The organism is Terrabacter sp. P2_E3 (genome assembly GCF_056403915.1).
The window spans coordinates 350,484-375,551 of record NZ_JBFUEN010000004.1; the positions used below are offsets into that span (position 1 = coordinate 350,484).

Below are 25,068 nucleotides of genomic sequence, written 5' to 3' on the forward strand. Positions count from 1 at the left end.
ACTGCGGAGCCTTGCCCACCGGGCCTGGTCAGCCTGCCGGGTGTCGCCGGCCGCGGACGCGCTGGTGGTTCGTGCCCCCTCGGTCCCGGCCGGCTCAGGGGAGCCGGAGCTCGCCGCGGCCCTGCAAGAGCTGACCCAACGTGTGACCCGACGGGCCATCACGGCCCGCGTCGGTGAGCTGACCATGTTCCACGCAGGCGCGCTGTGTGATCGGACCAGCGGGGCAACGATCGCGCTGGTTGCCCCCGGCGGCACGGGCAAGACAACGGTGGTCAGGACCTTGGGTCGTGGCCGCGGCTACGTCTCAGACGAGACCGTCGGTGTCGACGGCGACCTCGGCATCGAGACGTACTGCAAACCGTTGTCCGTCCGTCGTGCGGACAGCCCGGATCTCAAGGACGAGATGTCGCCGGCGGACCTCGGCCTCCACGGGCCGACGGTGAAGCCGTGGCTGGCTGGCATGGTCATCCTGCGCCGCGATCTGACGTCGGGTGCGGCCGTCGTCGTCGAGCAACTGGCTCTCCTCGACGCTCTCGTGCTGCTCGCGCCAGAGACGTCGGCGTTGGCCCAGCTCGACAAGCCATTGCACCGGCTGGCCCGGCTCGTCGAGTCGGTCGGCGGCCTGAAAAGGGTGCGCTACCACGATGCCATCGACCTCGAACCCATCGTGCGTGACGTATTGGGGAGGCGTCGGTGAGCAGCATGGATCCCGAGCTCGACCCGTCCACGCCGCTGCGGTGTCGACAGTTTGTCGATGAGCTCACGACGGACGAAGGCACCCTCGTCCTCGTCGGGGGGGACCCATGGGGCCGCGTGGTGAGGTTGTCGCCGCTCGGGCTCGAGATTCTCGACGCGATCGGCGCGGGGCTGACCCTTCAGGAACTGGAGGCCGAACTGCTCGACCGAATGGGCCAACCCCCCGGTGGGCGGCTGACCGAGAGGGTTCGTGAATCGGTCCTCGCGTTGCTCTCCGCTGAGGTCATTAGTGCAGGTCAGGGGTACAAAAGAGACAATCAGGACGTCGTTCGATCGTGATGAGCCGGCGGGGGCCTAACGCCCCTCATTCCCGGCGTCGCGGACGTCTGGTTCGGGTACATTGACGAAGCACTTGGGGGTTCCAGTCATCGAGTGGGGGATTTATTCATGTCACACAATCACGGCGTCGAATCGGCGCCTCCGAGCCGACGCTCGGTCGTCAAGGGGGCCGCTTGGGCGGTACCCGCGGTGGTGGTCGCCGGGGCTGCGCCCACCGTCGCCGCTTCAGCGGGTCCCTTGAGCTTCACCGGAGCTGCATGCAAGCTGCCCGGCGCCTCGAGCTCGATCTTCAAGGGGTACGTGTTCGAGCTCGTTGCCGTTAATCAGCCTGGCCCCGGCCCAACAGTGGGTGTCACCGTCATCTCCGACGTCCGCATCAACGACAATCCGGTGTCGGGCTTCCAGGCGTTCGTCTTCTCCAGCACCAATGGCAGCTGCACGTGCCCGGCGTGTACGCCGGCTGGTGCGGTTGGCACGTGCGCCACGTTCTGCACGCCCGACGGTGCGAGCCAGCGCATCTTCGTCTACACCAACAGCCAGGAGGACAGCTCGAACTCGTCGTTCAGCCTGAGGTACCAGCGGTTCGAGTGCTCGACCTGCGTGGCGCTCGACGCCACCCCGGTGCTCATCTCCACGCCGACCCTCAGCACGCCGCCTATCACCGCCAACGGTGGCGGGGCCTGCAGAACCAAGGAGTTCGTCCCGATCCCGGCTGGCAACCCGGTCTGCAGCCCGGCGCCCTGAACCGAGGGCACTCGCACCAGACCCGACACGACTGACGAGCAGGGCCCGGATTCTTGTGGATCCGGGCCCTGCTCGCGTGCGTTGGCTCCTCCTGGCCGGCTGTCCTGCCGCAGTCAGCTGGCGGCGTCGGACGGATCCATCTCGGGCGCAGACGCGGCAGCGAGCTCTGCCTCGATGTCTGCGACGAACTCGGGCACCGCCAGGCTGCCGGTCACGGGTCCGCCGGCAAGGTGACCGTCGACCCCCAGCAGCAGGGCCGAGGGTGTGGCCAGTCCGAAGGTGTCCGAGAAGGCACCCTCGGTGTCGTGAACCGTGAGCGGCTCCTCGAGGGACGTCAGATGCGTGTGCCCGGCCGCCATCCGTGTCACCAGGCGTACGTCGAGCAGCGGCAGACGGGTTCGCCACTCCGGCACCGAGGTGATGACCTCCTCGCACGAGCCGCACATCTCCGACACGTAGACCAGCAGCTGGGGCCGCTCCACGCTGAGGGCCCTGAGGTTGGTCGTCGAGCCGTCGGACAGGCTGACTGGAACCGCCGGTGTCCGGGTGCGGAGGTAGTCACCGCTCTCGTCGTCCGGGACGTCCCCCGCGGCAGGCGCTGCTGGGCTCGGGGCGCCGACGATGAGGTAGGTCGTGGCGGCGGCGACACCCGCTCCCGCCAGCCACCACCAGGGCAGCCGGCCGTCGGCAACGCGCGTCGCGACCGAGGAGCCTTGTGCCGCAACGACGACGGCCAGGACCGCCAGCAGGACGAGCCACGCGTTGCGCACGACCGTGCGACGTGTGATGCGGCCGGGGGCGAACTCACCGAAGCACGCGCAGTCCACGTCCTCGTCGAAGCCCAAGGCCCGAACGACGAGCACGAGGTATGCCGTGAAGAGCAGGAGCGCCGCCACCGCGGCGACGATGCCCACCGGGCCACCGACGAGCACGAGCAGGGCGGCGAGCAGCAGCTCGCCCCACGGCAGTCCCTCGACGACGACGCGGCCGCGCAGGGGCGCCGGCACGCGGAGGTCCCGGAAGGCCTCGGCCGAGGCGCTCGGCGAGCGCAGCTTGCCGACCGCGCTCACGACGAGGACGACCGCGAGGATGACGGGCGCGAGGGCGAGGGCGTCGGAGGGCACGTCGCATTCTAGGCAGGCGACGGCATACCACCGTGGGTGATCGGGTGATCCCACCGGGCGGCGGGCCCGGCGTCGGTCACCTCCTGCACAATCGGCCCATGCGCGTCGTCACGGCCAACGTCAACGGGATCCGAGCAGCCGCGAGGCGGGGCCTGGTGTCGTGGCTCGAGCAGGCCGAGCCGGACGTCCTCTGCCTCCAGGAGGTGCGCGCCGACGACGTCGAGCTCGCCAAGGTGCTCGCCGACGCCGGCCTGGCGCACTGGTCGGCGGCGCACACCGAGGGCTCGGCCAAGGGACGTGCCGGCGTCGCCGTCGTGACGCGCGAGCCCCAGACGGCGGTGCGGGTCGGCATCGACGGCGCGTTCACCGACGAGGGCCGCTGGGTCGAGGCCGACGTCCCCACTGCCGCAGGACCGCTGACGGTCGTCTCCGCCTACGTCCACACCGGCGAGGCGGGCACCGAGCGACAGGACGTCAAGATGGCCTTCCTCGCGGCCATGACGGAGCGCATGCGACGTGCGGCCGCGGCCGACGAGCTCGTCCTCGTCACCGGCGACCTCAACGTCGCGCACCGCGAGGCCGACCTCAAGAACTGGAAGGGCAACCTCAAGAAGGCGGGCTTCCTGCCCGAGGAGCGCTCCGTGCTCGACGGGTGGTTCGCCGACGGGGGCTGGGTCGACGTCCAGCGCCGCCACGCGGGTGACGTCGCGGGCCCCTACTCGTGGTGGTCCTGGCGCGGCAAGGCCTTCGACAACGACGCCGGCTGGCGCATCGACTACCAGCTCGCAACCCGGAGGCTGGCCGCCACCGTCACCGACGTCTTCGTCGGGCGGGCGCCGACGTATGCCGAGCGCTGGAGCGATCACGCACCGGTCGTCGCCGACTACGCCCTCGGGCCCGTCTGACGACGCGTCGTCGGAGGCGGCTCGAGGCGGACCGGTTTGGGGCTCCCGGTCGCCCATGGGCCAGAATGCACCCATGTCCTCGACGCCCTCCCTCCCGACCACGACGCCGCGCAGCCTCTCGGGCATGCAGCCGACGAGCGACTCGCTCCACCTCGGCAACTACATCGGTGCGCTGGTCGAGTGGGTGCGCCTCCAGGAGACGCACGACGCCTTCTACTTCGTCGCCGACCTGCACGCACTGACGGTCGCCCCGGACCCCGAGGTGCTGCGCGAACGCACCCGCATCACCGCCGCGCAGTTCATCGCCGGCGGCGTCGACCCAGCCCGCTCGACGCTCTTCGTCCAGAGCCACATCGCGCAGCACACCGAGCTCTACTGGGTGCTCGGGACGCTCACCGGCTTCGGTGAGGCGAGCCGGATGACACAGTTCAAGGACAAGTCGGCCAAGGGCACCAACACCAACGTCGGCCTCTTCGCGTACCCCGTGCTCCAGGCCGCCGACATCCTCATCTACGACGCGAACGTCGTCCCCGTCGGCGAGGACCAGCGCCAGCACCTCGAGCTCTCGCGTGACCTCGCAGGCCGCTTCAACCAGCGCTTCGGCGACACGCTCGTCGTGCCCGAGCCGCACATCATGAAGGCGACGGCCAAGATCCAGGACCTCCAGGAGCCGACGGCCAAGATGAGCAAGTCGGCCGCCTCCGACACCGGGCTCGTCAGCCTGCTCGACGAGCCCGCGCGCATCGCGAAGAAGATCCGCTCGGCCGTCACGGACGCCGAGCGGGAGATCCGCTTCGACGAGGAGAACAAGCCGGGCATCTCCAACCTGCTCTCGATCCACTCGGCCCTGTCGGGCACGCCGGTGGCGATCCTCGAGGAGCAGTACGCCGGCAAGGGCTACGGCGACCTCAAGAAGGACGTCGCCGAGGTCGTCGTCGAGGCGGTGACGCCGTTCCGCACCCGCACCCTCGAGCTCATGGCCGACCCGGCCGAGCTCGACCGCATCCTCGCCGACGGCGCCGAGCGGGCCCGCGCCGTCGCCGAGGCGACGGTCCGCCGCGTCTACGACAAGGTCGGCCTCCTCCCGGTCCTCGGTCGGAACCTGGGATAACCACGCTGTGCCCACCCGCGCTGGGTAGGGTGCCACCGTGACGCAGACAGGGGAGCTCAAGGCGCGAGCCGACCTCCCGCACGGCACGTCAGGGCTCGGGGCGCTGCACCGAGGCCTCCTCCAGTGACTCGTCCCACCCGGTGCGACAGGATCTCCGACCACCTGCGCACTGGGTCGATTGTCGGCACTGGCCACCAGGTGTGCGAGGTCGCCACTGCGCCGACGGGGTCGCGGGAAGATCGCGCGAGCACGCCTGATGTCGACGAACGTCGACATCACAGACAGAACATCGGGGGCGCAGCGTGAGCACGGACATGGCGATTCGTGCGGCAGGACTGTCGAAGTCCTACCGCATCGCTCATCGAGCAGCACCGGTCACCCGGGTGACCGAGGCCGTGGCCCAGCGACTGCGTCACCCGTTTCGACGCGGGGACTACGAGGACTTCACCGCCCTGTCGGACGTGTCCTTCGAGATCCCGTGGGGAGAGGCCGTCGGCATCGTCGGGCGAAACGGCGCCGGCAAGTCCACGCTGCTCAAGCTCCTGACGCGGATCACGGCACCGACGGCTGGAAGGATCGAGCTGTCCGGTCGCATGGGCAGCCTGCTCGAGGTGGGCACGGGCTTCCACCCGGAACTGACGGGTCGCGAGAACATCTTCCTCAACGGGGCGCTGCTCGGGATGCGGCGCAACGAGATCCGACGGCGTTTCGACGAGATCGTCGACTTCTCGGGGGTGGAGCGCTTCCTCGACACGCCGGTCAAGCGATACTCCTCCGGCATGTACGTACGGCTGGCGTTCTCGGTGGCAGCGCACCTGGACACGGAGCTCCTGGCGATCGACGAGGTGCTGGCCGTGGGAGACGCGGAGTTCCAACGGAAGTCTCTCGCCAAGATGCGTGACGTCGCCAACGACGGACGCACCGTGCTCTACGTCAGTCACCAGATGCAGACGGTTGAGTCGCTGTGCACGTCGGCGATCTTCCTCCAGCACGGCACGCTCCAGCTGCAGGGCGGTGTCTCCGACGTCATCGAGCGCTATCGCGGCAGCTATGAGGAGTATGCCGCTCGTGAGACGCAGGCGCGGAAGGGGCTGAGTGACGACGTGCCTCGCATCCTCGAGGTCGTGCCGACGAGTCAGACCTTCTCCGTCGACGATGACAAGTTGGTCGACATTCGCATCGGTCCGACCGACGACTTCATCGGCACCTACTTCGTCTCGGCGCACCTGACGGACGCGAACGGGAACGTCGTGGGTCAGTGCGACTCCCGCCTCGTCGGCCGCTACCTGGACGCGGACCGTGAGCAGCGTCTTCGGCTGTCGATCCGCCACCTGTGGATGAAGCCTGGCCGCTACTCGATCGACGTCTTCGTGTGTGCGTCAGGCATCTTGGACTCATGGGAAGGCTCGGCCACGTTCGACATCCTGCCCTCGTTGCCCTACCCGGAGCTGACCTCACCCGAGGCCACCGGCCACGGTGCGGTCCTGCTGGACTTCGACTACGAGGTGCACGCATGAGCAAGGTCGTCATCACACCACCCGGGCGCCTGAGTCTCCCGCACTGGCAGGAGCTCTGGGGTGCTCGAGAGGTCTTCCTTCGCTTCGGCCAGCGCGACGTCCTCCTCCGGTACCGGCAGACGGCCGTGGGCGTCACCTGGGTGATCCTGCAACCCTTGGTTGCGGCCGGGATCTTCTCCATCATCTTCGGCCGGATCGCAGGTCTCTCGACCGACGGGGTGCCGTACTTTCTGTTCTCCTACATCAGCATGCTGGGCTGGAATCTCTTCTCCGGCGTGCTGAACCGGGCCGCCCCTTCGCTGGTCGCCAACCAGGCGCTCGTGTCCAAGGTGTTCTTTCCACGCATCCTCGTCCCGGCGTCGACGATCCTGTCGGTCATCCTCGACTTCGTCGTGGCCCTCGTCCTCGGCGTCGTTCTGCTGGTCGCCTTCCGGGTCAACCCGGGCATCGCGGCGCTCGCCCTTCCCTTCTGGGTCCTGTGCACCCTCTGCCTGAGTCTGGGGTTGGGACTGGCCGCCTCCGCGATCATGGTGCGCTACCGGGACGTGGCGTACGTCCTGCCCTGGCTGGTCCAGATCGGGCTGTACGCGACGCCCGTGGCGTATTCGCTCGAAGCCGTTCCCGAGCAGTACCGCATCTTCTTCGATCTCAACCCGATGAGCTGGCTGCTGACTGGGATCCGCTGGTCGTTGCTCGGCACGGCGCCGCCGCCGGCGTGGCAGCTGGCCGGGGCGGTCATCGTCAGCGCAGGGGCTCTCTTCGCCGGGTTGCTCGTCTTCCAGCGGTTCGAGCGGTCGTTCGCGGACGTGATCTGAGGCCAGCCCCGCTCTCGGGGTGACGATCGGTGAGGGCGCGGCCGTCGCGGCCGGTGCGATCGTGAGCGGGGACGCCGCCGCACGTCCGGCATGCCCGCGGCCGCACTGGTCGAGGAGATTGGGTACGGTCGGGTGCGTGAGTGTTGCGCGCCCCACGACGATCGGCGTCTCGATCCCGATCCCGGCCCCGCACGGTGACTATCTCCAGCGTCGCCGGGCCGACTTCGGTGACCCCCAGGCCTGGCAGATCCCCGCGCACATCACCCTGCTGCCGCCGACCGAGGTCGACGCGGAGGCGTATGCCGCCTTCCGGAGCCACTGCGCCGAGGTGGCCGCCGCGCACGCCGCGTTCGACGTCGTCCTGCGTGGCACGGGCACGTTCCGTCCGCTGTCCGACGTCGTGTTCATCCAGGTGGCCCAGGGCGTCTCGAACTGCGAGGCGCTCGAGGTGTCGCTGCGCTCGGGGCCGGTGAGCCGCGACCTCGAGTTCTACTACCACCCGCACGTCACCGTGGCGCACAACGTGCCGGCCGAGTCGCTCGACCTCGCCTTCACCGACCTCGCCGACTACTCCGTCGCGTTCGAGGTCGGCGCGTACCACCTCTACGAGCTGGGCGAGGACGACGTGTGGCGTCCCGTGCACGAGTTCACTCTCACCGGGGGCTGACGGGTGCCGGCGCTGGGGCCCCTCATGGATCGGCTCAAGGCCCTGTCTCCGTACCGGGCGTGGACCCGATTCAGCACGTCGAGCGGCAACCTGCTCGCGGCGGGGGTCAGCTACTACGCCTTCTTCTCCATCTTCCCGGCGCTCGCGCTCGCCTTCGCGATCTTCGGCTTCGTCCTGCAGGACCGCCCCGATCTCGTCCTCGCGATCGCCGACTCGCTCAACAACGCCCTCCCCGGGATGGTCAAGACGCCGAGCAACCCCGACGGCATCATCAGCATCGAGGCGCCGGCGAGCCTGACGCTGACCCTGACCGGCATCATCTCGTTCGTGACGCTGCTGTTCGCCGGCATGGGGTGGGTTCGGGCCCTGCGCACCGGCATCCGCGGCGTCTTCGGCCTCGAGGTCGCGCCACACGCCATGGTGCGGACGATGGCCCGTGACCTGCTGGTCCTCGTGACCGTCGGTACGGCCGTCGCGGTCTCGGCGATCCTCACGAGCAGCATCGGGGGTCTGGCCGAGCAGGTTGCCGGGTGGGTCGGTCTCGAGGGCAACGGACTCCTCGTCGGCCTGCTGGGACTTCTCATCGGCGTCGTCTTCGACACCTTCATCCTCGTCGTCCTGCTGCGGACCCTCTCGGGAGCACCGCTGCCGCTGCGCGACATCCGTCAGGGAGCGGTGATCGGTGCCGTCATCCTCACCCTGCTCAAGCTGTTCGGCGGCTTCCTCGTCAGCCATGCCACGGCCAACCCGCTGCTCGGGGCCGTCGCGCTCTCGGTCGGACTGCTCTTCTGGCTCGACCTCATGTCCAAGGTCATCCTCCTCTCGGCCGCGTGGGCCGCGAACGACGTCGACCTCGACGCCCTGGGCGATGACACCGGCCGCTCGACGCTGTCGAGGGCCGCCCGCCCCGTGTTCATCGCCCCGCTCGCCTCCGGCGCCGACACCAGCCTCGTGCCGTATGCGGCAGCCCCCCTCGAGGTGGCGCCCGGGCACTCTGACGTGGCTGGGCGGGACGTCGCCGGTTCCCGCGCGGTCGACCGGGTCAGCCTCGCCGCGGGTGCGGTCGTCGGTGCCGCCTCGGCCGCGCTGGTCGCTGGGCTTCGCCGGCAGCACCGCTGAGGGACCCGGGTCACTGGGCCTGTCAGTACCGCTGTTCGCCGTGCGGGCAGACACGTGCTGGGTACATTCGACCCGTGATAGCCCATGTGCCGACGCCGGGTGACCACTTCTCGCCGATGACAGGATCGGCCGTGATGACGGTGATCGACGGGCTGGCGCGTCCGACGGCCGAGAGCGCCAGGCATCAGGTTCTGGTGGCTGAGGGAACGTAGGCCGAGCGATACAGCTCAGCAGACGTGATCTCCTACCCGCCTGCCCCACCGCGAAGCCACTCAGTCCGTCTCGTCGACACTGCCCTCGCTCGGATGGGCGCCGGCCGGCCCTTCGCCTCCCGTGAGTACAGTGCTGCTTTCAAGGTCCTGAGCGACGCACCGCACACCGTGCTGCTCCACAACGCGCCGAACGTGGCCACTCTCCTTCCAGCCCAATCAGCGCCAGTGCTCTACGCACACAACGAGATCCTGCACGGAGCCCCGTGGGCAGCTCACAGCTCCGTCCGCGGTTTGGAGGGGATCATCACCGTCAGTGAGTGGCTGGCTGAAAGGACGCGCCTCCACGTTCCTCGCTCGATGCGCTCCCGGGTCGTCTCCCTGGTCAACGGTGTCGATACCGATTCCTTCGTGCCCGTGGACCGGACCGACCGGGACGGACTGAGAATCTTGTACGTGGGCCGGGTCGTGCCGGAGAAGGGCCCCGACGTGCTGCTGGATGCGGTGGAGCGAGCCGGGATCCACGGACTCACCGTCAGGATCGTGGGCAGTGAGGGCTTCGCCATCGATGGCCCACTCTCCAGCTACGAGCGCGCCCTGCGCAGACGCGCCTCAACCCTGTCCTGTGGGGTCGAGTTCGTGCCTTTCACGCCGCGGGCAGAGCTTCCTGGACACTACGAGTGGGCAGATGTCGTGACGCTCCCGTCTCGATGGGAGGAGCCGTGCGGTCTCACGCTGTTGGAGTCGCTCGCCAGCGGCGTGGCAACCGTGGTCACGGAGTCCGGTGGCATGCCGGAGGTCGCCGGGGACGCTGCGATAGTCATCAGGCGCAACGACCCAGGCGCCTTGATCGATGTCTTGCGACAGCTTGCTGACGCCCCGACGGCACGCAGCGATCTCGGTCGACGTGCTCGTGAACGGTCAATGGAATTCAGCTGGGCCGGCCGCGCCGAACGATTGGACGAGATCCTCAAGGAGTGGGGGCTCCCGACAGCGGGCCCTGGCCGAGAGGTGCCCGCGAATGGTTGAGCCGAACAGTGAGCGTGTCTTGGTGGTGATACCGCTCTACAACGGTGCTCGGTTCATCGATGAGACGTTGCAGAGCGTCATCTCACAGACTCACCCCCATTTCGAGGTCGTCGTCGTCGACGATGGGTCCAGCGATGACAGCGTTGAAAGAGTGCGCCGGTGGTCGCAAGCCGACGCTCGGGTGCGTCTGCGCACCAAGGGCTCGTCGGGCATCGCGTCCACCCGGAACCACGCGATGGCAGCCAGCACGCCTGGTGCGTCATACGTCGTCTTCCTGGACCAGGACGATGTATTGCCATCCGACTTCTTCAGTCGCGCGGTCTCCTGCTTGAGTCAACGGTCGGACGCCGTGGGCGCCGCTGCGCTGGTCGACCTCGTGGATGCTGACGGAAGACCATTCGACGATGGTGCGTTCGCGGCCGCGATGATGGGTGACAGCAGCTCATCCTCGCTCGACGCAAGCGATGGGCGCGAGGTTCGTTTCGAGGATGTGTTCGTCCACAACCGGCTCTGCCCTCCGAGCTGCGTCATGCTCAAGCTGGACATCGTGACCGAGGTGGGTGGACCCGACACGAGCTACGTCCTCGCGGACGACTGGGACTTGATGCTCCGGGTACTCAGACACGGACCGGTGCTGTTCCTGCCCGGCGCTCGCGTCGGCTACCGGCGGCACGGATCCAACGCCTCTGACTCCGCGGGGGCTCAGAACATCCAGGAAACGCGTCGGGTCTGGGCACGGACCTACTTCTCACGGGCGAACTCCGATGCGCAGCGCCGAGCGCTCCGACAGAAGTGGCGGACCCGTCAGCGTCGAACAGCTCGCGTCAAGGCGCACTCCGCTGTGACTGCCCTCGGGCGTGGCGAGCTGCTGATCGCCGCTCGGGGCCTGCTGGACGCCCTCGCGCACGCGGTGGCTCTCCGTCCCCTGCGGTATTGGGCCAGGCCTGCGAGGTGACCTGGTTGGGAGTTCTCGCGAGTCCTGTCCGGTGAGTCCGGGCACCTGCGACCTTGCGCCGCAAGGATGTTTCACGCCGCGCGGCGCCGGCGCCGGGCGATCGCGAGGAGCACGACGCCGGTGGTGACGACGACACCGGCCGCGGCGAGCACGACGAGCGACCTGGTGCGGTCGGATGCCGTCGCCTCGCTCGCCGGGGACGCGACCGGGGACGCGACCGGGGACGCGACCGGGGCGGCGACCGGGGCCGGGGTGCCGGTGCCCGCCGAGGTCCCCGGCAGGGGCCCCGAGCCGACGCGGGTGCCGGTCGCGCCGCCGGTGGGCAGCTCCGGCAGCTCGGGTGCTGCGGCGGGCGCCGCGGCCTCGCCGGGCTCGACGAGCCGCCCGACGGGCGTGACCCGGTCGGCGTTGGCGAAGCCCCAGTCGAGCAGGGCCGCCGTCGGCTTCCACGAGCCGGTGATGCTGCCCATCTGTGTCACGACGAGGGTGCGACCACCGCGGGTCGCGGCCCCCATGAAGGTGTGCTGTGCCCGGTCGGTGCGGCCGGGCTTGATGCCCACGGCGCCGGGGTAGTGCTGCAGCAGCTCGTTGATGTTGTAGACGTGGAAGGCCGGCCACACCTTCCCCCGCTTGTCCTTCCCGCCGGGGAAGACGCTGTCGCGCTTGGTGATCGTGGCGCGGAAGGCCGGCAGGCGCATGGCGTCGCGCCCGATGAGCGCCAGGTCGTAGGCGCTCGACCGCTGGGCGCCGTCGTCGAGGCCGCTCGGGTCGACGGTGAGGGTGTCGTGGGCCCCGACCTCACGGGCCTTGACGTTCATCAGCTCCACCGTGGCCTCGTAGCCACCGGCGGCGTCGGCGAGCGCGTAGACGGCGTCGTTGGCCGAGAACATCAGCATGGCGTCGAAGAGGCTCGAGACGGGGTAGCGGTTGCCGGCGAGGATGCCGACGCGCGACCCGGCCGCGTCCTGGGCGTCCTGGCCGGCGACGACGACCCGTCGCGGGTCGAGACGCGGCATCAACGTCAGGGCGGTCAGGGTCTTGAGGGTGCTGGCCGGGCGCAGCCACGCGTGCGGTGACTTGGCGGCGAGGACCTCACCGGTGTCGAGGTCGGCCACGACGTACGAGACGTCGTAGACCTCGGGCGGCGCGGGCACGGAGGCCGGGCGGTCGACGACGACACCGGACTCGGCCAGGCGCGAGCCACCGACGACCGTCTCGGGCTTCCACGCGGGATGGGCGAAGGGGGTGGGTGGCGCGTTGCGGCAGACGACGCGGACCTTCGGCGGCTTCGCCGGTGTCGCCGCGACCGTCGGGCGCGGGACTGGTACGGGGGCCTGCGCCGACGCGGAGGTCGTCGCGGAGGTGGTCGCGGAGGTGGTCGCGGAGGGTCGCGCGCTCGACGTCCGGGCCGCGGGCTCGTCGGTGGGGAAGACCCGCGGTGTCAGCGTGACCCCGACCGGGACGGCCTGGCGGGTCTGCCACGCCGCACAGGTCGGTGCGGCGACGGGTGCTGCTGCCGCGGGTGCGGCGCGGGGGAGGGGCGTGCCGGAGGCGGGCGGTACGGCATACGTCGTCGTCAGGGCGAGCCCGAGCCCGGGCGCGCTGAGCGCCGCGCCCGCGACGGTGACCGTCCACGGGCGACGTCGGGCCGGGTCTCGAGGCTTCATCGCCGGGAAAGACTAACCCGCCCCGGATGCTCCGGGGCGGGTCGTCGTGGGTCCTGCGGTGGGCGCGTCGCGCCTCACTCGCCGCGCATCAGGGCGCCGCGCAGGTCCTTGTTGAGCTGGTTGATGACGTCGAGCGGGATCTCCTTGGGGCAGGCCGAGGAGCACTCGCCGATGTTCGTGCAGCCGCCGAAGCCCTCGTGGTCGTGCTGGGTCACCATGTTGACGACGCGGGCGTCACGCTCCGGCTGGCCCTGGGGGAGCTCGCCGAGGTGAGTGATCTTCGCGCCCATGAAGAGCATGCCGGACGCGTTCGGGCAGGCCGCGACGCAGGCACCGCAGCCGATGCAGGCCGCCGCCATGAAGGCGCGGTCAGCCTTGGGCTTGGGCACCGGCACCGAGTGGGCCTCGGGGGCCGAGCCGGTGTTGGCGCTGATGAAGCCGCCCGCCTGGATGATGCGGTCGAAGCTGCCGCGGTCGACGACGAGGTCCTTGATGACCGGGAACGCGTCGGCGCGCCACGGCTCGATGGTGATCTCGTCCCCGTTGGAGAAGCTGCGCATGTGCAGCTGGCACGTCGTCGTGACCTCGGGGCCGTGCGCCTTGCCGGAGATCATGAGGCCGCACATGCCGCAGATGCCCTCGCGACAGTCGGAGTCGAAGGCGATCGGCTCCTCACCGCGGGCGTTGAGCTGCTCGTTGAGCACGTCGAGCATCTCGAGGAACGACATGTCCTCGGAGATGTCGGTGACCGGGTAGGTCACCATCTCGCCCTTGGCCTTGGGCCCGGACTGGCGCCAGATCTTGAGAGTCAGATTCACTTGTAGCTCCGCTGCTTCATCTCGACGAATTCGTAGACCAGGTCTTCCTTGTGCAGGACCGGCGCGCCGTCCTGACCGCCCCACTCCCACGCGGCGACGTAGGCGTACTCGTCGTCGTGACGCAGCGCCTCGCCGTCCTCGGTCTGGGACTCGGCGCGGAAGTGACCACCGCACGACTCGCGGCGGTGCAGCGCGTCGATGCACATGAGCTCTCCGAGCTCGAGGAAGTCGGCGACGCGGCCGGCCTTCTCGAGGCTCTGGTTGAGCGTGTCGGCGCTGCCGAGCACCTTGACGTTGCGCCAGAACTCGTCGCGCAGGCCGCGGATGAGGTCGATGGCCTTGAGCAGCCCCTCCTCGGAGCGCTCCATGCCGCAGAACTCCCACATGATGTTGCCGAGCTCCTTGTGGAAGGAGTCGACCGAGCGGTCGCCGTTGATCGACAGGAACTTGGCGACGCGCGCGTCGACCGAGGCGCGGGCCTCGACGACGGCCTCGTGGGACTCCTCGAGCTTGGGGAAGGGGCCCTTGGCGAGGTAGTCGCGGATCGTGTGCGGGAGCACGAAGTAGCCGTCGGCCAGGCCCTGCATGAGGGCCGAGGCGCCGAGGCGGTTGGCGCCGTGGTCGGAGAAGTTCGCCTCGCCCGTGACAAACAGGCCCGGGATGCTCGACTGGAGGTCGTAGTCGACCCAGAGGCCGCCCATCGTGTAGTGCACCGCGGGGTAGATGCGCATCGGCACCTCGTAGGGGTTCTCACCCGTGATCCGCTGGTACATGTCGAGCAGGTTGCCGTACTTCTCCGCGACGGCCTCGGCGCTCATGCGCTTCAGGGCGTCGGTGAAGTCGAGGTAGACCCCGCGGCGGAAGTCGCCGACCTTGGGACCGACGCCGCGGCCCTCGTCGCAGACGTTCTTGGCCTGGCGGCTCGCGATGTCACGAGGGACGAGGTTGCCGAACGAGGGGTAGATCCGCTCGAGGTAGTAGTCGCGGTCCTCCTCGGGGATCTGGCGCGGGTCCTTCTCGCAGTCCGCGGCGTTCTTCGGCACCCAGATGCGGCCGTCGTTGCGCAGCGACTCCGACATGAGCGTCAGCTTGCTCTGGTGCTCACCGGCCACCGGGATGCACGTCGGGTGGATCTGCGTGTAGCAGGGGTTGGCGAAGTGAGCGCCCTTGCGGTGCGCGCGCCACGTCGCGGTGACGTTGCTGCCCATCGCGTTGGTCGAGAGGTAGAAGACGTTGCCGTAGCCGCCCGACGCGAGCACGACGGCGTCGGCGAGGTGCGTCTCGATCTCGCCCGTGACGAGGTCGCGGGCGATGATGCCGCGGGCCTTGCCGTCGACGACCACGACCTCGAGCATCTCGTGGCGGCTGAACATCTCCACCGTGCCGGCCGCGACCTGGCGCTCGAGGGCCTGGTAGGCGCCGATGAGCAGCTGCTGGCCGGTCTGGCCGCGGGCGTAGAAGGTGCGCGAGACCTGGACCCCGCCGAAGGAGCGGTTGTCGAGGAGGCCGCCGTACTCGCGGGCGAAGGGCACGCCCTGCGCGACGCACTGGTCGATGATGTTGGTGCTGACCTCGGCGAGGCGGTAGACGTTCGACTCGCGCGAGCGGTAGTCGCCGCCCTTGACGGTGTCGTAGAAGAGGCGGTAGACGGAGTCGCCGTCCTCCTTGTAGTTCTTGGCGGCGTTGATCCCGCCCTGCGCGGCGATCGAGTGCGCGCGACGCGGGGAGTCCTGGTAGCAGAAGGACTTGACCTGGTAGCCGGCCTCGCCGAGTGTCGCGGCGGCCGCGCCACCGGCCAGTCCGGTGCCGACGATGATGACGGACAGCTTGCGCCGGTTGGCCGGGTTGACGAGGGAGGCCTCGAACTTGCGGGTGTTCCAGCGGCGGTCGATCGGGCCGGCCGGGGCCTTCGTGTCGCGGATCGGCTCACCCTCGGCGTATACGCCGTGGACGAGACCGGGCACGGGGGAGGAGGGCGTCGTGGATGTCGTGGTCACTGGTCAGCTTCCCTTGACGAGTCCGAAGAGGATGGCGAGCGGGGGGAGGGCGAACCCCACGCTCGTGACGAGCGCGATGACCGTCCCGAGCGTCTTGGCGCGGCGGCGTGCGGCGGCGTTGCCGGCCCAGCCGAGGGTCTGGGTGGCGCTCCAGACCCCGTGGTAGAGGTGCAGGCCCAGGGCGACGAGGGCGAGCAGGTAGATCAGGACGACCCACCACACCTGGAAGCTGCTGATGACGAGCAGCCCCGGGTTGCCCTCGGCCGGAAGCGAGCCGACGTTGAACTTGACGATCGTGAACTGGAGCAGGTGCCACACGAGGAAGAGGAGCAGCGCGACGCCGCCCCAGCGCATCATCTTGCTCTTGACCGTCGCACGGGCCGCGGCCTTGGCCACGTAGCGCGTCGTCCGGGCGCTGCGAGCACGGCTCCACAGGTAGAACGCGGACCACGCGTGAGCCACCAGCGCCGCGATGAGGAGGACCCGGAAGAGCCAGAGGAAGCCGGCATACGGCAGGAAGGGCGTGAACAACGTCCGGAGGTGCTCGGCGTACTCGTTGAACGCGTCGACGCCGGCGAAGATCTTGAGGTTGCCGTACATGTGCACGAGGACGTAGAACACGAACAACGCGCCTGAGCCGGCCATGAGCATCTTCATGAACACGGTGTTCCGGCGGGCCGATGCAGGTCGATTCGATCCCGTCACCGGGAGAGTTTGAGTGGCCACGGTCGAAACCTTATCCCCGAGGCTTCGCGCGGTCCGACGGCTACCGTCCGGTAGACGCCGAGTGTGACCATTTCCACTGTCATACGCCGGTCACCGAGGTCAGCGCGTTCCGGGCGCTCAGCGCTTGCGGAGCCCGATCTTCGTGCCCAGCCACACGAGCGGGTCGTAGTGACGGCCGACCACGCGCTCCTTCATCGGGATGATCGCGTTGTCGGTGATCTTGATGTGCTCGGGGCAGACCTCGGTGCAGCACTTCGTGATGTTGCACATCCCGATGCCCTGGGCGTCGCGGGCGAAGTCCGCACGGTCTTCACGCGCGTCGAGCGGGTGCATGTCGAGCTCGGCCGCACGGATGAGGAAGCGGGGTCCGGCGAACGCCTCCTTGTTGTTCTCGTGGTCACGCACGACGTGGCAGGTGTCCTGGCAGAGGAAGCACTCGATGCACTTGCGGAACTCCTGCGAGCGCTCGACGTCGACCTGCTGCATCCGGTAGTCGCCGGGCGCCACCCCCTCGGGCGGCGCGAACGCCGGGATCTGGCGGGCCTTCGCGTAGTTGAAGGACACGTCGGTCACGAGGTCGCGGATGACCGGGAAGGCACGCATCGGCGTCACGGTGACCACCTCGGTCTCGGTGAACGTCGACATCCGGGTCATGCACAGCAGCCGTGGCATGCCGTTGACCTCGGCGCTGCACGATCCGCACTTGCCGGCCTTGCAGTTCCAACGCACCGCGAGGTCCCCCGACTGGGTGGCCTGGATGCGGTGGATGATGTCGAGCACGACCTCGCCCTCGTTGACCTCGACGGTGTAGTCGACGAGCTCGCCGCCGTCGGCGTCGCCGCGCCAGACCCGGAACCTCGCGTCGTAGCTCATGACCCGCTCCCGTCGATGGGCGTCACCGGTGCCGGCACGTCGGCCAGCTCGTCCGGCGTGAGGTACTTGGCCAGCTCGCCCGTGTCGAAGAGGGCCAGCAGGTCGCCGCGCATGGCCGGCATCGGCTGCTCGCGCACCACGATGCCGTCGCCGTCCGCCGAGCAGATGAGGTTGCGGCCCCGCCAGCGCGGGTCCATCGTCGGGTAGTCGTCGCGGGTGTGGCCACCGCGGCTCTCCTGGCGCAGCAGCGCGGCCCGGGCCACGCACTCGCTGACGGCGAGCATGTTGCGCAGGTCGAGGGCGAGGTGCCAGCCCGGGTTGAACTGCCGGTGGCCCTCCACGGTCAGGTGCTCGGCGCGGGCCTTGAGGTCCTCGAGCCGTTCGAGTGCGCGTTCGATCTCCGCGGCCGTGCGGATGATGCCGACGAGGTCGTTCATCGTCTGCTGCATCTCCTGGTGGAGGGTGTACGGGTTCTCGCCGCCCTCCTCCTCGAACGGCGCGAGCGCAGCGGCTGCGGCGGCGTCGACGACCGCCTGGTCGACGTCCGGCCGACGGTCGCCCAGTGACAGGACGTATGCCGCGGCGCCGGTTCCGGCGCGGGCGCCGAAGACGAGCAGGTCCGAGAGGGAGTTGCCGCCCAGGCGGTTGGACCCGTGCATGCCGCCGGACACCTCTCCGGCGGCGAAGAGGCCAGGCACCCCAGCGGCGGCGGCGCTGTCCGGGTCGACCTCGACACCACCCATGACGTAGTGACAGGTGGGGCCGACCTCCATCGCCTCCTTCGTGATGTCGACGTCGGCCAGCTCCTTGAACTGGTGGTGCATCGACGGCAGCTTCTTGAGGATCTCCTCGGGGGGACGCCGCGTGGCGATGTCGAGGAAGACCCCGCCGTGCGGTGACCCGCGGCCGGCCTTGACCTCCGAGTTGATGGCGCGTGCCACCTCGTCGCGGGGGAGCAGCTCCGGGGGGCGCTTGTTGTTGTCGGGGTCGGTGTACCAGCGGTCGCCCTCCTCCTCGGTCTCGGCGTACTGGCCGCGGAAGACGTCGGGCACGTAGTCGAACATGAAGCGCTTGCCCTCGGAGTTCTTCAGCACGCCGCCGTCTCCGCGCACCGACTCGGTGACCAGGATCCCCTTGACCGAGGGCGGCCACACCATGCCTGTCGGGTGGAACTGGATGAACTCCATGTTGACGAGGGTCGACCCCGCCCGCAGGGCCAGGGCGTGTCCGTCGCCGGTGTACTCCCATGAGTTCGAGGTGACCTTGAACGACTTGCCGATGCCCCCGGTGGCCAGGACGACGGCGGGGGCGTTGAAGCGGACGAACCGACCCGACTCGCGCCAGTAGCCGAAGGCGCCGGCGATGGCCCCGCTCGGGTCCTGGAGAAGGTCGGTGATCGTCACCTCGGCGAAGACCTTCAGCCGGCTCTCCGGGTCGCCGGACTCACGTTCGTCGTCCTGCTGGAGGGAGACGATCTTCTGCTGCAGCGTGCGGATCAGCTCGAGCCCGGTGCGGTCGCCGACGTGGGCGAGGCGGGGGTACTCGTGGCCCCCGAAGTTGCGCTGGCTGATCCGTCCGTCCGGAGTGCGGTCGAAGAGGGCGCCGTACGTCTCGAGCTCCCACACGCGGTCGGGGGCCTCCTTGGCGTGCAGCTCGGCCATCCGCCACGAGTTGAGGAACTTGCCGCCGCGCATCGTGTCGCGGAAGTGCACCTGCCAGCTGTCCTTGCTGTTGACGTTGCCCATGCTCGCGGCGATGCCGCCCTCGGCCATGACGGTGTGCGCCTTGCCAAAGAGCGACTTGCAGATGATGGCCGTGCGAAGTCCTGCCTCGCGCGCGGCGATCGCGGCCCGCAGGCCCGCCCCACCGGCCCCGACGATGACGACGTCGTACTCGAAGTGCTCCAGCTCGGCGGCCATCAGTTGAAGAACCTCAGATCCGTGACGACCCCGGACGCGACCAGGGCGATGTAGGCGTCGGTCACCATGAGGGTGCCGAGCGTGGTCCAGGCCAGCTGCATGTGCCGGGTGTTGAGGCGCGAGACGACGGTCCAGGCCCGGTAGCGCACCGGGTGCTTCGAGAAGTGCTTGAGCCGGCCACCGATGAGGTGTCGGCATGAATGGCACGACGCCGTGTAGAGCCAGAGGAAACCGACGTTGACGAGCATGATGAGCGTGCCCAGGCCCATGCCGATGCCGCCGTCTTTGCCGTGGAAGCCGTCGAAGGCGTCCAGCGTGTTCATCCCGGAGACGACGACCGCGGCGTAGAAGAAGTAGCGGTGGACGTTCTGCAGGATGAGCGGGAAGCGCGTCTCGCCCGTGTACTTCGCGTGCGGCTCGGCCACGGCGCAGGCGGGCGGCGAGAGCCAGAACGACCGGTAGTACGCCTTGCGGTAGTAGTAGCAGGTGAGCCGGAAGCCCAGCAGGATCGGCAGCAGGAAGAACGCATACGGGACGAGCGGCGGGAGCTCACCCATCCAGGTGCCGAGGTGGCGGGCTCCCGGGACGCAGGAGGCGGTGACGCACGGCGAGTAGAACGGCGTGAGGTAGTGGTACGTCTCGACGAAGTAGTACCGCTGCATGGAGGTCCGCACCAGCGCGTAGAGCAGCCAGAGGACGAGCAGCGTGACGATGATGACCGGCTGGACCCACCACCGGTCGCCGCGCAGGGTGCGCCCGGGGATCTGGGCCCGCCCCGGAGCGCCGACGCCACCGGCGACGGAACCTCCTGCGCCGGAAGCCGGGTCGAGCCTCGTCTCACTCATCCTGCGAACCTCCACCGTCGTTGGTCGGGCGCCGTCGCACACTCTAGTGTGACGCGCGCCACGAGGGGGTGAAGCGAGGATCGTCGACGCCTGCGTGCGCTCACCTAGGGTGGGGCCATGGTGCTCCACGCAGCGGCCGCGGCCCTCGACTGGGCCATGGACAAGTCCCTGGTCCTCGGCTACACGAAGATCGGGCCCGCCGTGCGCCGTGCCTGGTGGCCGCACGACCCGGTGCCCGGGGCACTGGTCGGGCGCCACGTGCTCGTGACCGGCGCGAGCGGTGGCCTCGGCCTGGCGACGGCTCGCGGTCTCGCGCACCTCGGCGCCGTCGTGCACCTCACCGGCCGCGACGCCTCCCGTCTCGACGACGCCCGCTCCCGGTTGCTCGCCGAGCAGCCCCTCGCGGAGGTGACGGCCCACGTCGCCGACGTCAGCGACCTCGCCGCGACTGCGGAGTTCGCGCGCCGGTTCGTCGCGGACGTGCCGCGGCTGCACGCGGTCGTCCACAACGCCGGGGTCATGCCCCCGAGACGCACGGTCACGCCGGAGGGTCACGAGCTGACCCTCGCCACCCACGTGCTCGGCCCCCACGTGCTCACCTACGGGCTCCGCGAGGCGCTCGCGGGCGGAAGGGTCGTGCTCGTGACGTCCGGCGGCGCCTACGGTCAGCGGCTCGACGTCGACGACTGGGAGTACGCGTCGGGCGACTACTCGGGTGTCACGGCCTACGCCCGCACGAAGCGCATGCAGCTGGTCCTCACCGAGCTGTGGGCGCGAGATCTCGCGTCCGACGACATCCGGGTCCACTCGATGCACCCCGGCTGGGCCGACACCCCGGGTGTCACCGACTCACTGCCTCGCTTCGCGGCGCTCACCGGGCCGCTGCTGCGGGATGCCGACGCGGGCGCCGACACCGCGGTGTGGCTCACGGCCACGGCCGACGCGATCGGCACCGGCGGCTTCTGGCACGACCGGCGACGGCGCGCGACGCACTACGCACCCGTCGGGGTCGAGACGCCGGAGCAGGTCGCGCGGCTCTGGGCGCTCGTCCGCGAGGCGACCCGGGTGCCCGCGGCGGACGACTGAGCCCGTCGGACGGCATACGTCCTCGGTCGACGGTCAGGAGCGCAGCCAGCAGGTCCGTCGCTCGATGCGCAGGTAGCGCCTGGCGCACGAGCGAGTCGGTCGGTGGGACGTCGTCATCCCAGCCGGTAGCCGGACGATCTCAGAGGAGCTCGGTGCGGCCCCGGGCGGCCAGGGTCTCGACGACCTTCTTGACCTCCTGGGCGCGGTCGGGTCGCGTGATGAGCAGGGCGTCCTGCGTGTCGATGACGACGATGTCGTCGACGCCGATGAGTGCGACGAGCCGTCCCCCTGCCGACACCGTGGCGGTCGAGTCGATGCTGATGATGTCGTCGGCCGGGCCGATGGCGGTGATGCCCGGCAGCTCGCTCGACTCGGCGACGAGCTTGGTGAGCGAGTTGAAGTCGCCCACGTCGTCCCAGCCGAGGGCTGCGGGCACGACGGCGACGCGGCCGGCGGCGGCAGCGGGCTCGGCGACGGCGTGGTCGATGGCGATCTTCTGGAGCGACGGCCACAGGTCCCGCATGCGGCGGGGGTCTGCGGCGATGGTGCGCAAGTGGTCGACCATCTCGGCGTGGTTCTCGGCGAGCAGCTCGAGCAGGGTGGTCGCGCCGACGACGAACATGCCTGCGTTCCAGCGGTACTCGCCGCTCTCGAGGTAGCGGGTCGCGGTCTCGAGGTCGGGCTTCTCGACGAAGTCGTCGACGCGGTGGGCGCTCGGGGCACCGACGACGTCGAGCGGTGCGCCGAGCCGGATGTAGCCGAAGCCGGTGGCCGGCTCGGTCGGCTCGATGCCGATGGTGACGAGCTCGCCGCGCCGGGCGAGGACGACGGCCTCCGCGACGGCCCGCTGGAAGTTGTCGGGCTCGGTGATGACGTGGTCGGCGGCGAACGAGCCGAGCACGGCCTCGGGGTCGCGTCGCTCGAGGACGGCGGCGGCGAGCCCGATGGCAGGCATCGAGTCGCGGGGCGACGGCTCGCCGATGACGGCGTCGTAGCCGAGCATCGGCAGCTGGCGGCGCACCGCCTCCTCGTGGGCGACCCCGGTGACGACGAGGATCCGGTCGTCGACGAGCGGCTCGAGGCGGTCCCACGTGGCGCGCAGCAGCGACTGCCCCGACCCGGTCAGGTCGTGCAGGAACTTCGGCGAGCTGCGGCGCGAGATGGGCCACAGCCGGGTGCCCGAGCCGCCGGCGGGGATCACGGCCCAGAAGCCGGGGATGCCTGTCATGGGGGACACCGTACCGACCCGTCCGGCGATGCCCGAACCCGTCCGCGGCCCCCGGCGCCCCGTCGGCGATCGGTGGCGATCGGTGGCGACCCGGGGCGACCGGCTGACCACCGCTGGTGAGGTCAGCCGATGTCGCGACGCCGCAGGGCCGCGACCCCCGCCGCGCTGAGGGCGGCGGCGACGAGGGTGAGCCCGACGAGGGGGGCGGCTCCGACCGTGCCGCCCGGCAGCGCCGGCAGGTGCGTGAACGGTGAGAGGTCGACGAGCCAGCCCGGCAGGTCGAGCAGGTCGCCGAACTCACCGAGCAGGAGGAAGACGATGAGCGCGGCCCAGGCCAGGCCGGTGAAGCGGGGGAGCGCGCCGTAGAGCAGGACGGCGACGGCCAGGACCACCCACACGGCGGGGAGGGTCGAGAGGGCGGCTCCGACGAGGCGCCCCACGGTCCCGCCGACGTCGCCCACGTCGGCTCCGTGGACGAGGCCGGCCACGACGACGCTGACGAGCATGACGACGGCCGAGGCGACGACGGCGATGACGATGTGTCCGAGGGCCCATCCGGTGCGCCGCACCGGCGTCGCGAGGAGGGACTCGAGGCGCGTCGTCGTCTCCTCGGTGTGCATCCTCGTGACGAGGGCGATGGCCAGGGCCGACGCGCCGATGGCCGCGAAGTGCAGCTCAGTGGAGAAGTAGATGTCGGTGATGGAGCCGGCGTCGCCGCCCATGGCCCGCAGCATGTCGGCGACCTCGGGCGAGTCGACGAACGTCTCGACGCTGCCCGCGATCGACCCGAGGACGACGCCGAGGACGGCGTACGCCACGACCCAGCCGACGAGCGTGCCGCGGGCCAGACGCCGGGTCAGGGCTCCGGCGGTGCGGACGGGGCTGCGGTCGTGTCCGGCTCGGCTCGGCAGCACCCCGGACCCGAGGTCCCGCCGGTCGAGCAGCACGAAGGCTGCGGCCACGAGTGCGGCGTAGAGCGCGAGCCCGAGCACCGCGACCCAGTAGCGGTTCTCGCCGTAGGGCGACACCTTGACGCCCCAGCCGAGCGGCGACAGCCAGGACAGGAAGCGGGCCGGGCTGTCGCCGCCGGCGGTGTCGCCCACGGCCCGGACGAGGAAGGCGACGGCCAGCGCGCCGAGCGACCACGCAGCAGTGCCACGGGTGCTCGAGGTCAGCTGCGCGGCGACCGCGGTGACGCCGACCCACGACAGCCCCATGACGAGCCAGGAGACACCGAGGGCGACCGATCCGGCGGGGTCGAGCCCGACGGCGATCGACCAGACGACCGTGAGGACGACGGTGAGCAGCACGGCGGCCGTGCCGAGCAGCACGGCGGCCGTCAGCGCGGCACGGCGCCCGACGACGCCGGCACCGAGCAGCTCGAGCCGCCCGGCCTCCTCCTCCGTCCGCGTGTGGCGCCGGACGACGACGTAGGCGAGCAGCGCGAGGAAGACGCCGCCGAGCAGCACCGACTTGAGCGTCGCGATCGAGTCGATGCTGAGGCTCGAGATCGGCCCGTACATCGCGACGAGCGCCGGGTTGGCGAGCGTCGAGGCCATCCCCTGCTGCGCCGACGCGAGATCGGGGAAGAGCGCGAACGTCGCCTTCGCCGACAGGGCGACGAAGGCGGCGAGGCCGAACGCGCTCACCGGCACGAGCACCCGGTCGCGCCGGGCGGCGAGCCGCAGCAGCGAGGTGGTCCCGGTCAGACCGACGCCGGCCTGACGTGCGGGGACGGCCAGGGCGGTCACGATGTCGCCGTCGACGTCGTGCGGTACTGGTCCATGAAGAGCTCCTCGAGCGTCGGCGGGGCGCTCGTCAGGGCCGTGATGCCGTGGGTCCCGAGCACCTCGAGCAGGCGGCCGAGGTCGTCGCCGCCGACGGTGCAGGTCACCCGGTCACCGGACACGAGGACGTCGCCCACGCCCGGGAGCCCGGTGAGCAGGGCCGGGTCGACCGGGCGCGCGAGGGTCGCCCGGACGGTCGTGCGGGACAGGTGGCGCAGGTCGGTCAGGGTGCCCGACTCGACGTTGACTCCGGCGCGGATGATGCTGACGCGGTCGCACACCTGCTCCACCTCGGAGAGGATGTGGCTCGACAGGAGCACCGTGCCGCCGCCCTGGCGGAACTCGTGGACGACGTCGCGGAACACGGCCTCCATGAGCGGGTCGAGACCCGAGGTGGGCTCGTCGAGCAGCAGCAGCTCGACGTCGGAGCTCAGGGCCGCGACGAGGGCCACCTTCTGCCGGTTGCCCTTCGAGTAGGACCGACCCTTCTTGGTGGGGTCGAGGTCGAACCGTTCGAGCATCGACGCGCGCCGCTTCTCGTCCACGCCCCCTCGGAGCCGGGCGAGGATGTCGATGACCTCACCTCCGGTGAGGTTGGGCCAGAGGGCGACGTCCCCGGGGACGTAGGCAAGGCGGCGGTGCAGCGTCTCGACCTCGTGCCACGGGTCGCCGCCGAGCAGCGTCGCGCTGCCGCCGTCGGCGCGCAGCAGGCCGAGCAGGATGCGGATCGTCGTGGACTTGCCGGCGCCGTTGGGGCCGAGGAAGCCGTGGATCTCACCGGTGGCCACGTCGAGGTCGAGCCCGTCGAGAGCGACGGTGTGCCCGAAGGTCTTGCGCAGGTCGTGGACCTGAATGGCGGAGGTCATGGATCGACGGTACACAATTTTCACGG

Annotated in this window: 23 protein-coding genes; 12 read left to right on the forward strand and 11 right to left on the reverse strand. The window is 70.1% G+C overall.

The genetic code is table 11. From position 1 onward, the window contains the following. Positions 1–40: 40 nt before the first annotated feature. The 3 genes from AC1DW8_RS07590 to AC1DW8_RS07600 all read left to right on the forward strand — a co-directional run bounded on the left by AC1DW8_RS07590 (position 41) and on the right by AC1DW8_RS07600 (position 1,779). Positions 41–697, forward strand: a complete 657-nt coding sequence (locus tag AC1DW8_RS07590; RefSeq protein WP_478093001.1) for a hypothetical protein — start codon at positions 41–43, stop codon at positions 695–697. A gap of 5 nt (positions 698–702) precedes the next feature. Next, positions 703–1,035, forward strand: coding sequence for a hypothetical protein (locus AC1DW8_RS07595; RefSeq protein ID WP_478093003.1), 333 nt, complete (start codon positions 703–705; stop codon positions 1,033–1,035). 237 nt (positions 1,036–1,272) lie between these two features. Beyond that, positions 1,273–1,779 carry a hypothetical protein gene (locus AC1DW8_RS07600; protein WP_478093005.1) on the forward strand — a complete coding sequence of 169 codons (507 nt, stop codon included), beginning with the start codon at positions 1,273–1,275 and terminating at the stop codon, positions 1,777–1,779. Between the two features lie 113 nt (positions 1,780–1,892). Here AC1DW8_RS07600 and AC1DW8_RS07605 read toward each other — a convergent pair whose 3' ends face one another. Continuing rightward, positions 1,893–2,903, reverse strand: a complete 1,011-nt coding sequence (locus tag AC1DW8_RS07605; protein ID WP_478093007.1) for a MauE/DoxX family redox-associated membrane protein — start codon at positions 2,901–2,903, stop codon at positions 1,893–1,895. Between the two features lie 98 nt (positions 2,904–3,001). Here AC1DW8_RS07605 and AC1DW8_RS07610 point away from each other — a divergent pair, with 98 nt between their 5' ends. The 8 genes from AC1DW8_RS07610 (at position 3,002) to AC1DW8_RS07645 (ending at position 11,230) form a co-directional block, all read left to right on the forward strand. Continuing rightward, complete coding sequence (locus AC1DW8_RS07610) at positions 3,002–3,808, forward strand: exodeoxyribonuclease III (protein WP_478093009.1); 807 nt, start codon at positions 3,002–3,004, stop codon at positions 3,806–3,808. 55 nt (positions 3,809–3,863) lie between these two features. Further along, positions 3,864–4,919, forward strand: a complete 1,056-nt coding sequence (gene trpS / locus AC1DW8_RS07615) for a tryptophan--tRNA ligase (RefSeq protein WP_478093011.1) — start codon at positions 3,864–3,866, stop codon at positions 4,917–4,919. Positions 4,920–5,233: 314 nt separating this feature from the next. Next, complete coding sequence (locus AC1DW8_RS07620) at positions 5,234–6,436, forward strand: ABC transporter ATP-binding protein (RefSeq protein WP_082622974.1); 1,203 nt, start codon at positions 5,234–5,236, stop codon at positions 6,434–6,436. Beyond that, positions 6,433–7,251: an ABC transporter permease gene (locus AC1DW8_RS07625; protein ID WP_478093013.1), complete on the forward strand. Its 819-nt coding sequence runs from the start codon at positions 6,433–6,435 to the stop codon at positions 7,249–7,251. Before AC1DW8_RS07620 ends, AC1DW8_RS07625 begins: the two co-directional genes overlap by 4 nt. Positions 7,252–7,387: 136 nt before the next feature. Further along, positions 7,388–7,918 (forward strand): 2'-5' RNA ligase family protein, encoded by a 531-nt coding sequence (locus AC1DW8_RS07630; RefSeq protein WP_478093015.1) that lies wholly within the window; start codon positions 7,388–7,390, stop codon positions 7,916–7,918. A gap of 24 nt (positions 7,919–7,942) precedes the next feature. Beyond that, entirely contained in the window at positions 7,943–9,037 is a 1,095-nt protein-coding gene (locus tag AC1DW8_RS07635; protein ID WP_478093016.1) for a YihY/virulence factor BrkB family protein, read from the forward strand. 437 nt (positions 9,038–9,474) lie between these two features. Further along, positions 9,475–10,275 (forward strand): glycosyltransferase family 4 protein, encoded by an 801-nt coding sequence (locus AC1DW8_RS07640; RefSeq protein ID WP_478093018.1) that lies wholly within the window; start codon positions 9,475–9,477, stop codon positions 10,273–10,275. Next, entirely contained in the window at positions 10,268–11,230 is a 963-nt protein-coding gene (locus AC1DW8_RS07645; RefSeq protein WP_478093020.1) for a glycosyltransferase family 2 protein, read from the forward strand. The genes AC1DW8_RS07640 and AC1DW8_RS07645 overlap by 8 nt, the downstream gene beginning before the upstream one ends. A 71-nt stretch (positions 11,231–11,301) precedes the next feature. On the opposite strand, the gene AC1DW8_RS07650 is transcribed toward AC1DW8_RS07645, so the two are convergent. The 7 genes from AC1DW8_RS07650 to AC1DW8_RS07680 all read right to left on the reverse strand — a co-directional run bounded on the left by AC1DW8_RS07650 (position 11,302) and on the right by AC1DW8_RS07680 (position 20,075). Continuing rightward, positions 11,302–12,897, reverse strand: a complete 1,596-nt coding sequence (locus tag AC1DW8_RS07650; RefSeq protein WP_478093021.1) for a D-alanyl-D-alanine carboxypeptidase family protein — start codon at positions 12,895–12,897, stop codon at positions 11,302–11,304. 74 nt (positions 12,898–12,971) lie between these two features. Then, positions 12,972–13,715 (reverse strand): succinate dehydrogenase/fumarate reductase iron-sulfur subunit, encoded by a 744-nt coding sequence (locus tag AC1DW8_RS07655; RefSeq protein WP_478093024.1) that lies wholly within the window; start codon positions 13,713–13,715, stop codon positions 12,972–12,974. After that, positions 13,712–15,679 (reverse strand): fumarate reductase/succinate dehydrogenase flavoprotein subunit, encoded by a 1,968-nt coding sequence (locus AC1DW8_RS07660; protein WP_156415639.1) that lies wholly within the window; start codon positions 15,677–15,679, stop codon positions 13,712–13,714. The genes AC1DW8_RS07655 and AC1DW8_RS07660 overlap by 4 nt, the downstream gene beginning before the upstream one ends. A 36-nt stretch (positions 15,680–15,715) precedes the next feature. Continuing rightward, positions 15,716–16,369 (reverse strand): succinate dehydrogenase cytochrome b subunit, encoded by a 654-nt coding sequence (locus tag AC1DW8_RS07665; RefSeq protein ID WP_200959155.1) that lies wholly within the window; start codon positions 16,367–16,369, stop codon positions 15,716–15,718. A 186-nt stretch (positions 16,370–16,555) separates the two neighbouring features. After that, entirely contained in the window at positions 16,556–17,311 is a 756-nt protein-coding gene (locus AC1DW8_RS07670; RefSeq protein ID WP_056778576.1) for a succinate dehydrogenase/fumarate reductase iron-sulfur subunit, read from the reverse strand. Then, positions 17,308–19,230, reverse strand: coding sequence for a fumarate reductase/succinate dehydrogenase flavoprotein subunit (locus AC1DW8_RS07675; protein WP_478093027.1), 1,923 nt, complete (start codon positions 19,228–19,230; stop codon positions 17,308–17,310). Before AC1DW8_RS07675 ends, AC1DW8_RS07670 begins: the two co-directional genes overlap by 4 nt. Continuing rightward, positions 19,230–20,075 (reverse strand): hypothetical protein, encoded by an 846-nt coding sequence (locus AC1DW8_RS07680; protein ID WP_056778583.1) that lies wholly within the window; start codon positions 20,073–20,075, stop codon positions 19,230–19,232. The genes AC1DW8_RS07675 and AC1DW8_RS07680 overlap by 1 nt, the downstream gene beginning before the upstream one ends. A 117-nt stretch (positions 20,076–20,192) precedes the next feature. Between AC1DW8_RS07680 and AC1DW8_RS07685 the strand changes: the two genes are divergently transcribed. Next, positions 20,193–21,161 carry an SDR family NAD(P)-dependent oxidoreductase gene (locus AC1DW8_RS07685; RefSeq protein ID WP_056778585.1) on the forward strand — a complete coding sequence of 323 codons (969 nt, stop codon included), beginning with the start codon at positions 20,193–20,195 and terminating at the stop codon, positions 21,159–21,161. A gap of 139 nt (positions 21,162–21,300) precedes the next feature. On the opposite strand, the gene AC1DW8_RS07690 is transcribed toward AC1DW8_RS07685, so the two are convergent. From AC1DW8_RS07690 to AC1DW8_RS07700, 3 genes are all read right to left on the reverse strand, one after another. Further along, on the reverse strand, positions 21,301–22,389 hold the full coding sequence (locus AC1DW8_RS07690) for a mannose-1-phosphate guanylyltransferase (protein WP_056778594.1): 1,089 nt from the start codon (positions 22,387–22,389) through the stop codon (positions 21,301–21,303). 122 nt (positions 22,390–22,511) lie between these two features. Then, entirely contained in the window at positions 22,512–24,140 is a 1,629-nt protein-coding gene (locus tag AC1DW8_RS07695) for an ABC transporter permease (protein ID WP_056778597.1), read from the reverse strand. After that, positions 24,137–25,042 carry an ABC transporter ATP-binding protein gene (locus AC1DW8_RS07700; protein ID WP_056778599.1) on the reverse strand — a complete coding sequence of 302 codons (906 nt, stop codon included), beginning with the start codon at positions 25,040–25,042 and terminating at the stop codon, positions 24,137–24,139. The genes AC1DW8_RS07695 and AC1DW8_RS07700 overlap by 4 nt, the downstream gene beginning before the upstream one ends. Between the last annotated feature and the right edge of the window lie 26 nt (positions 25,043–25,068).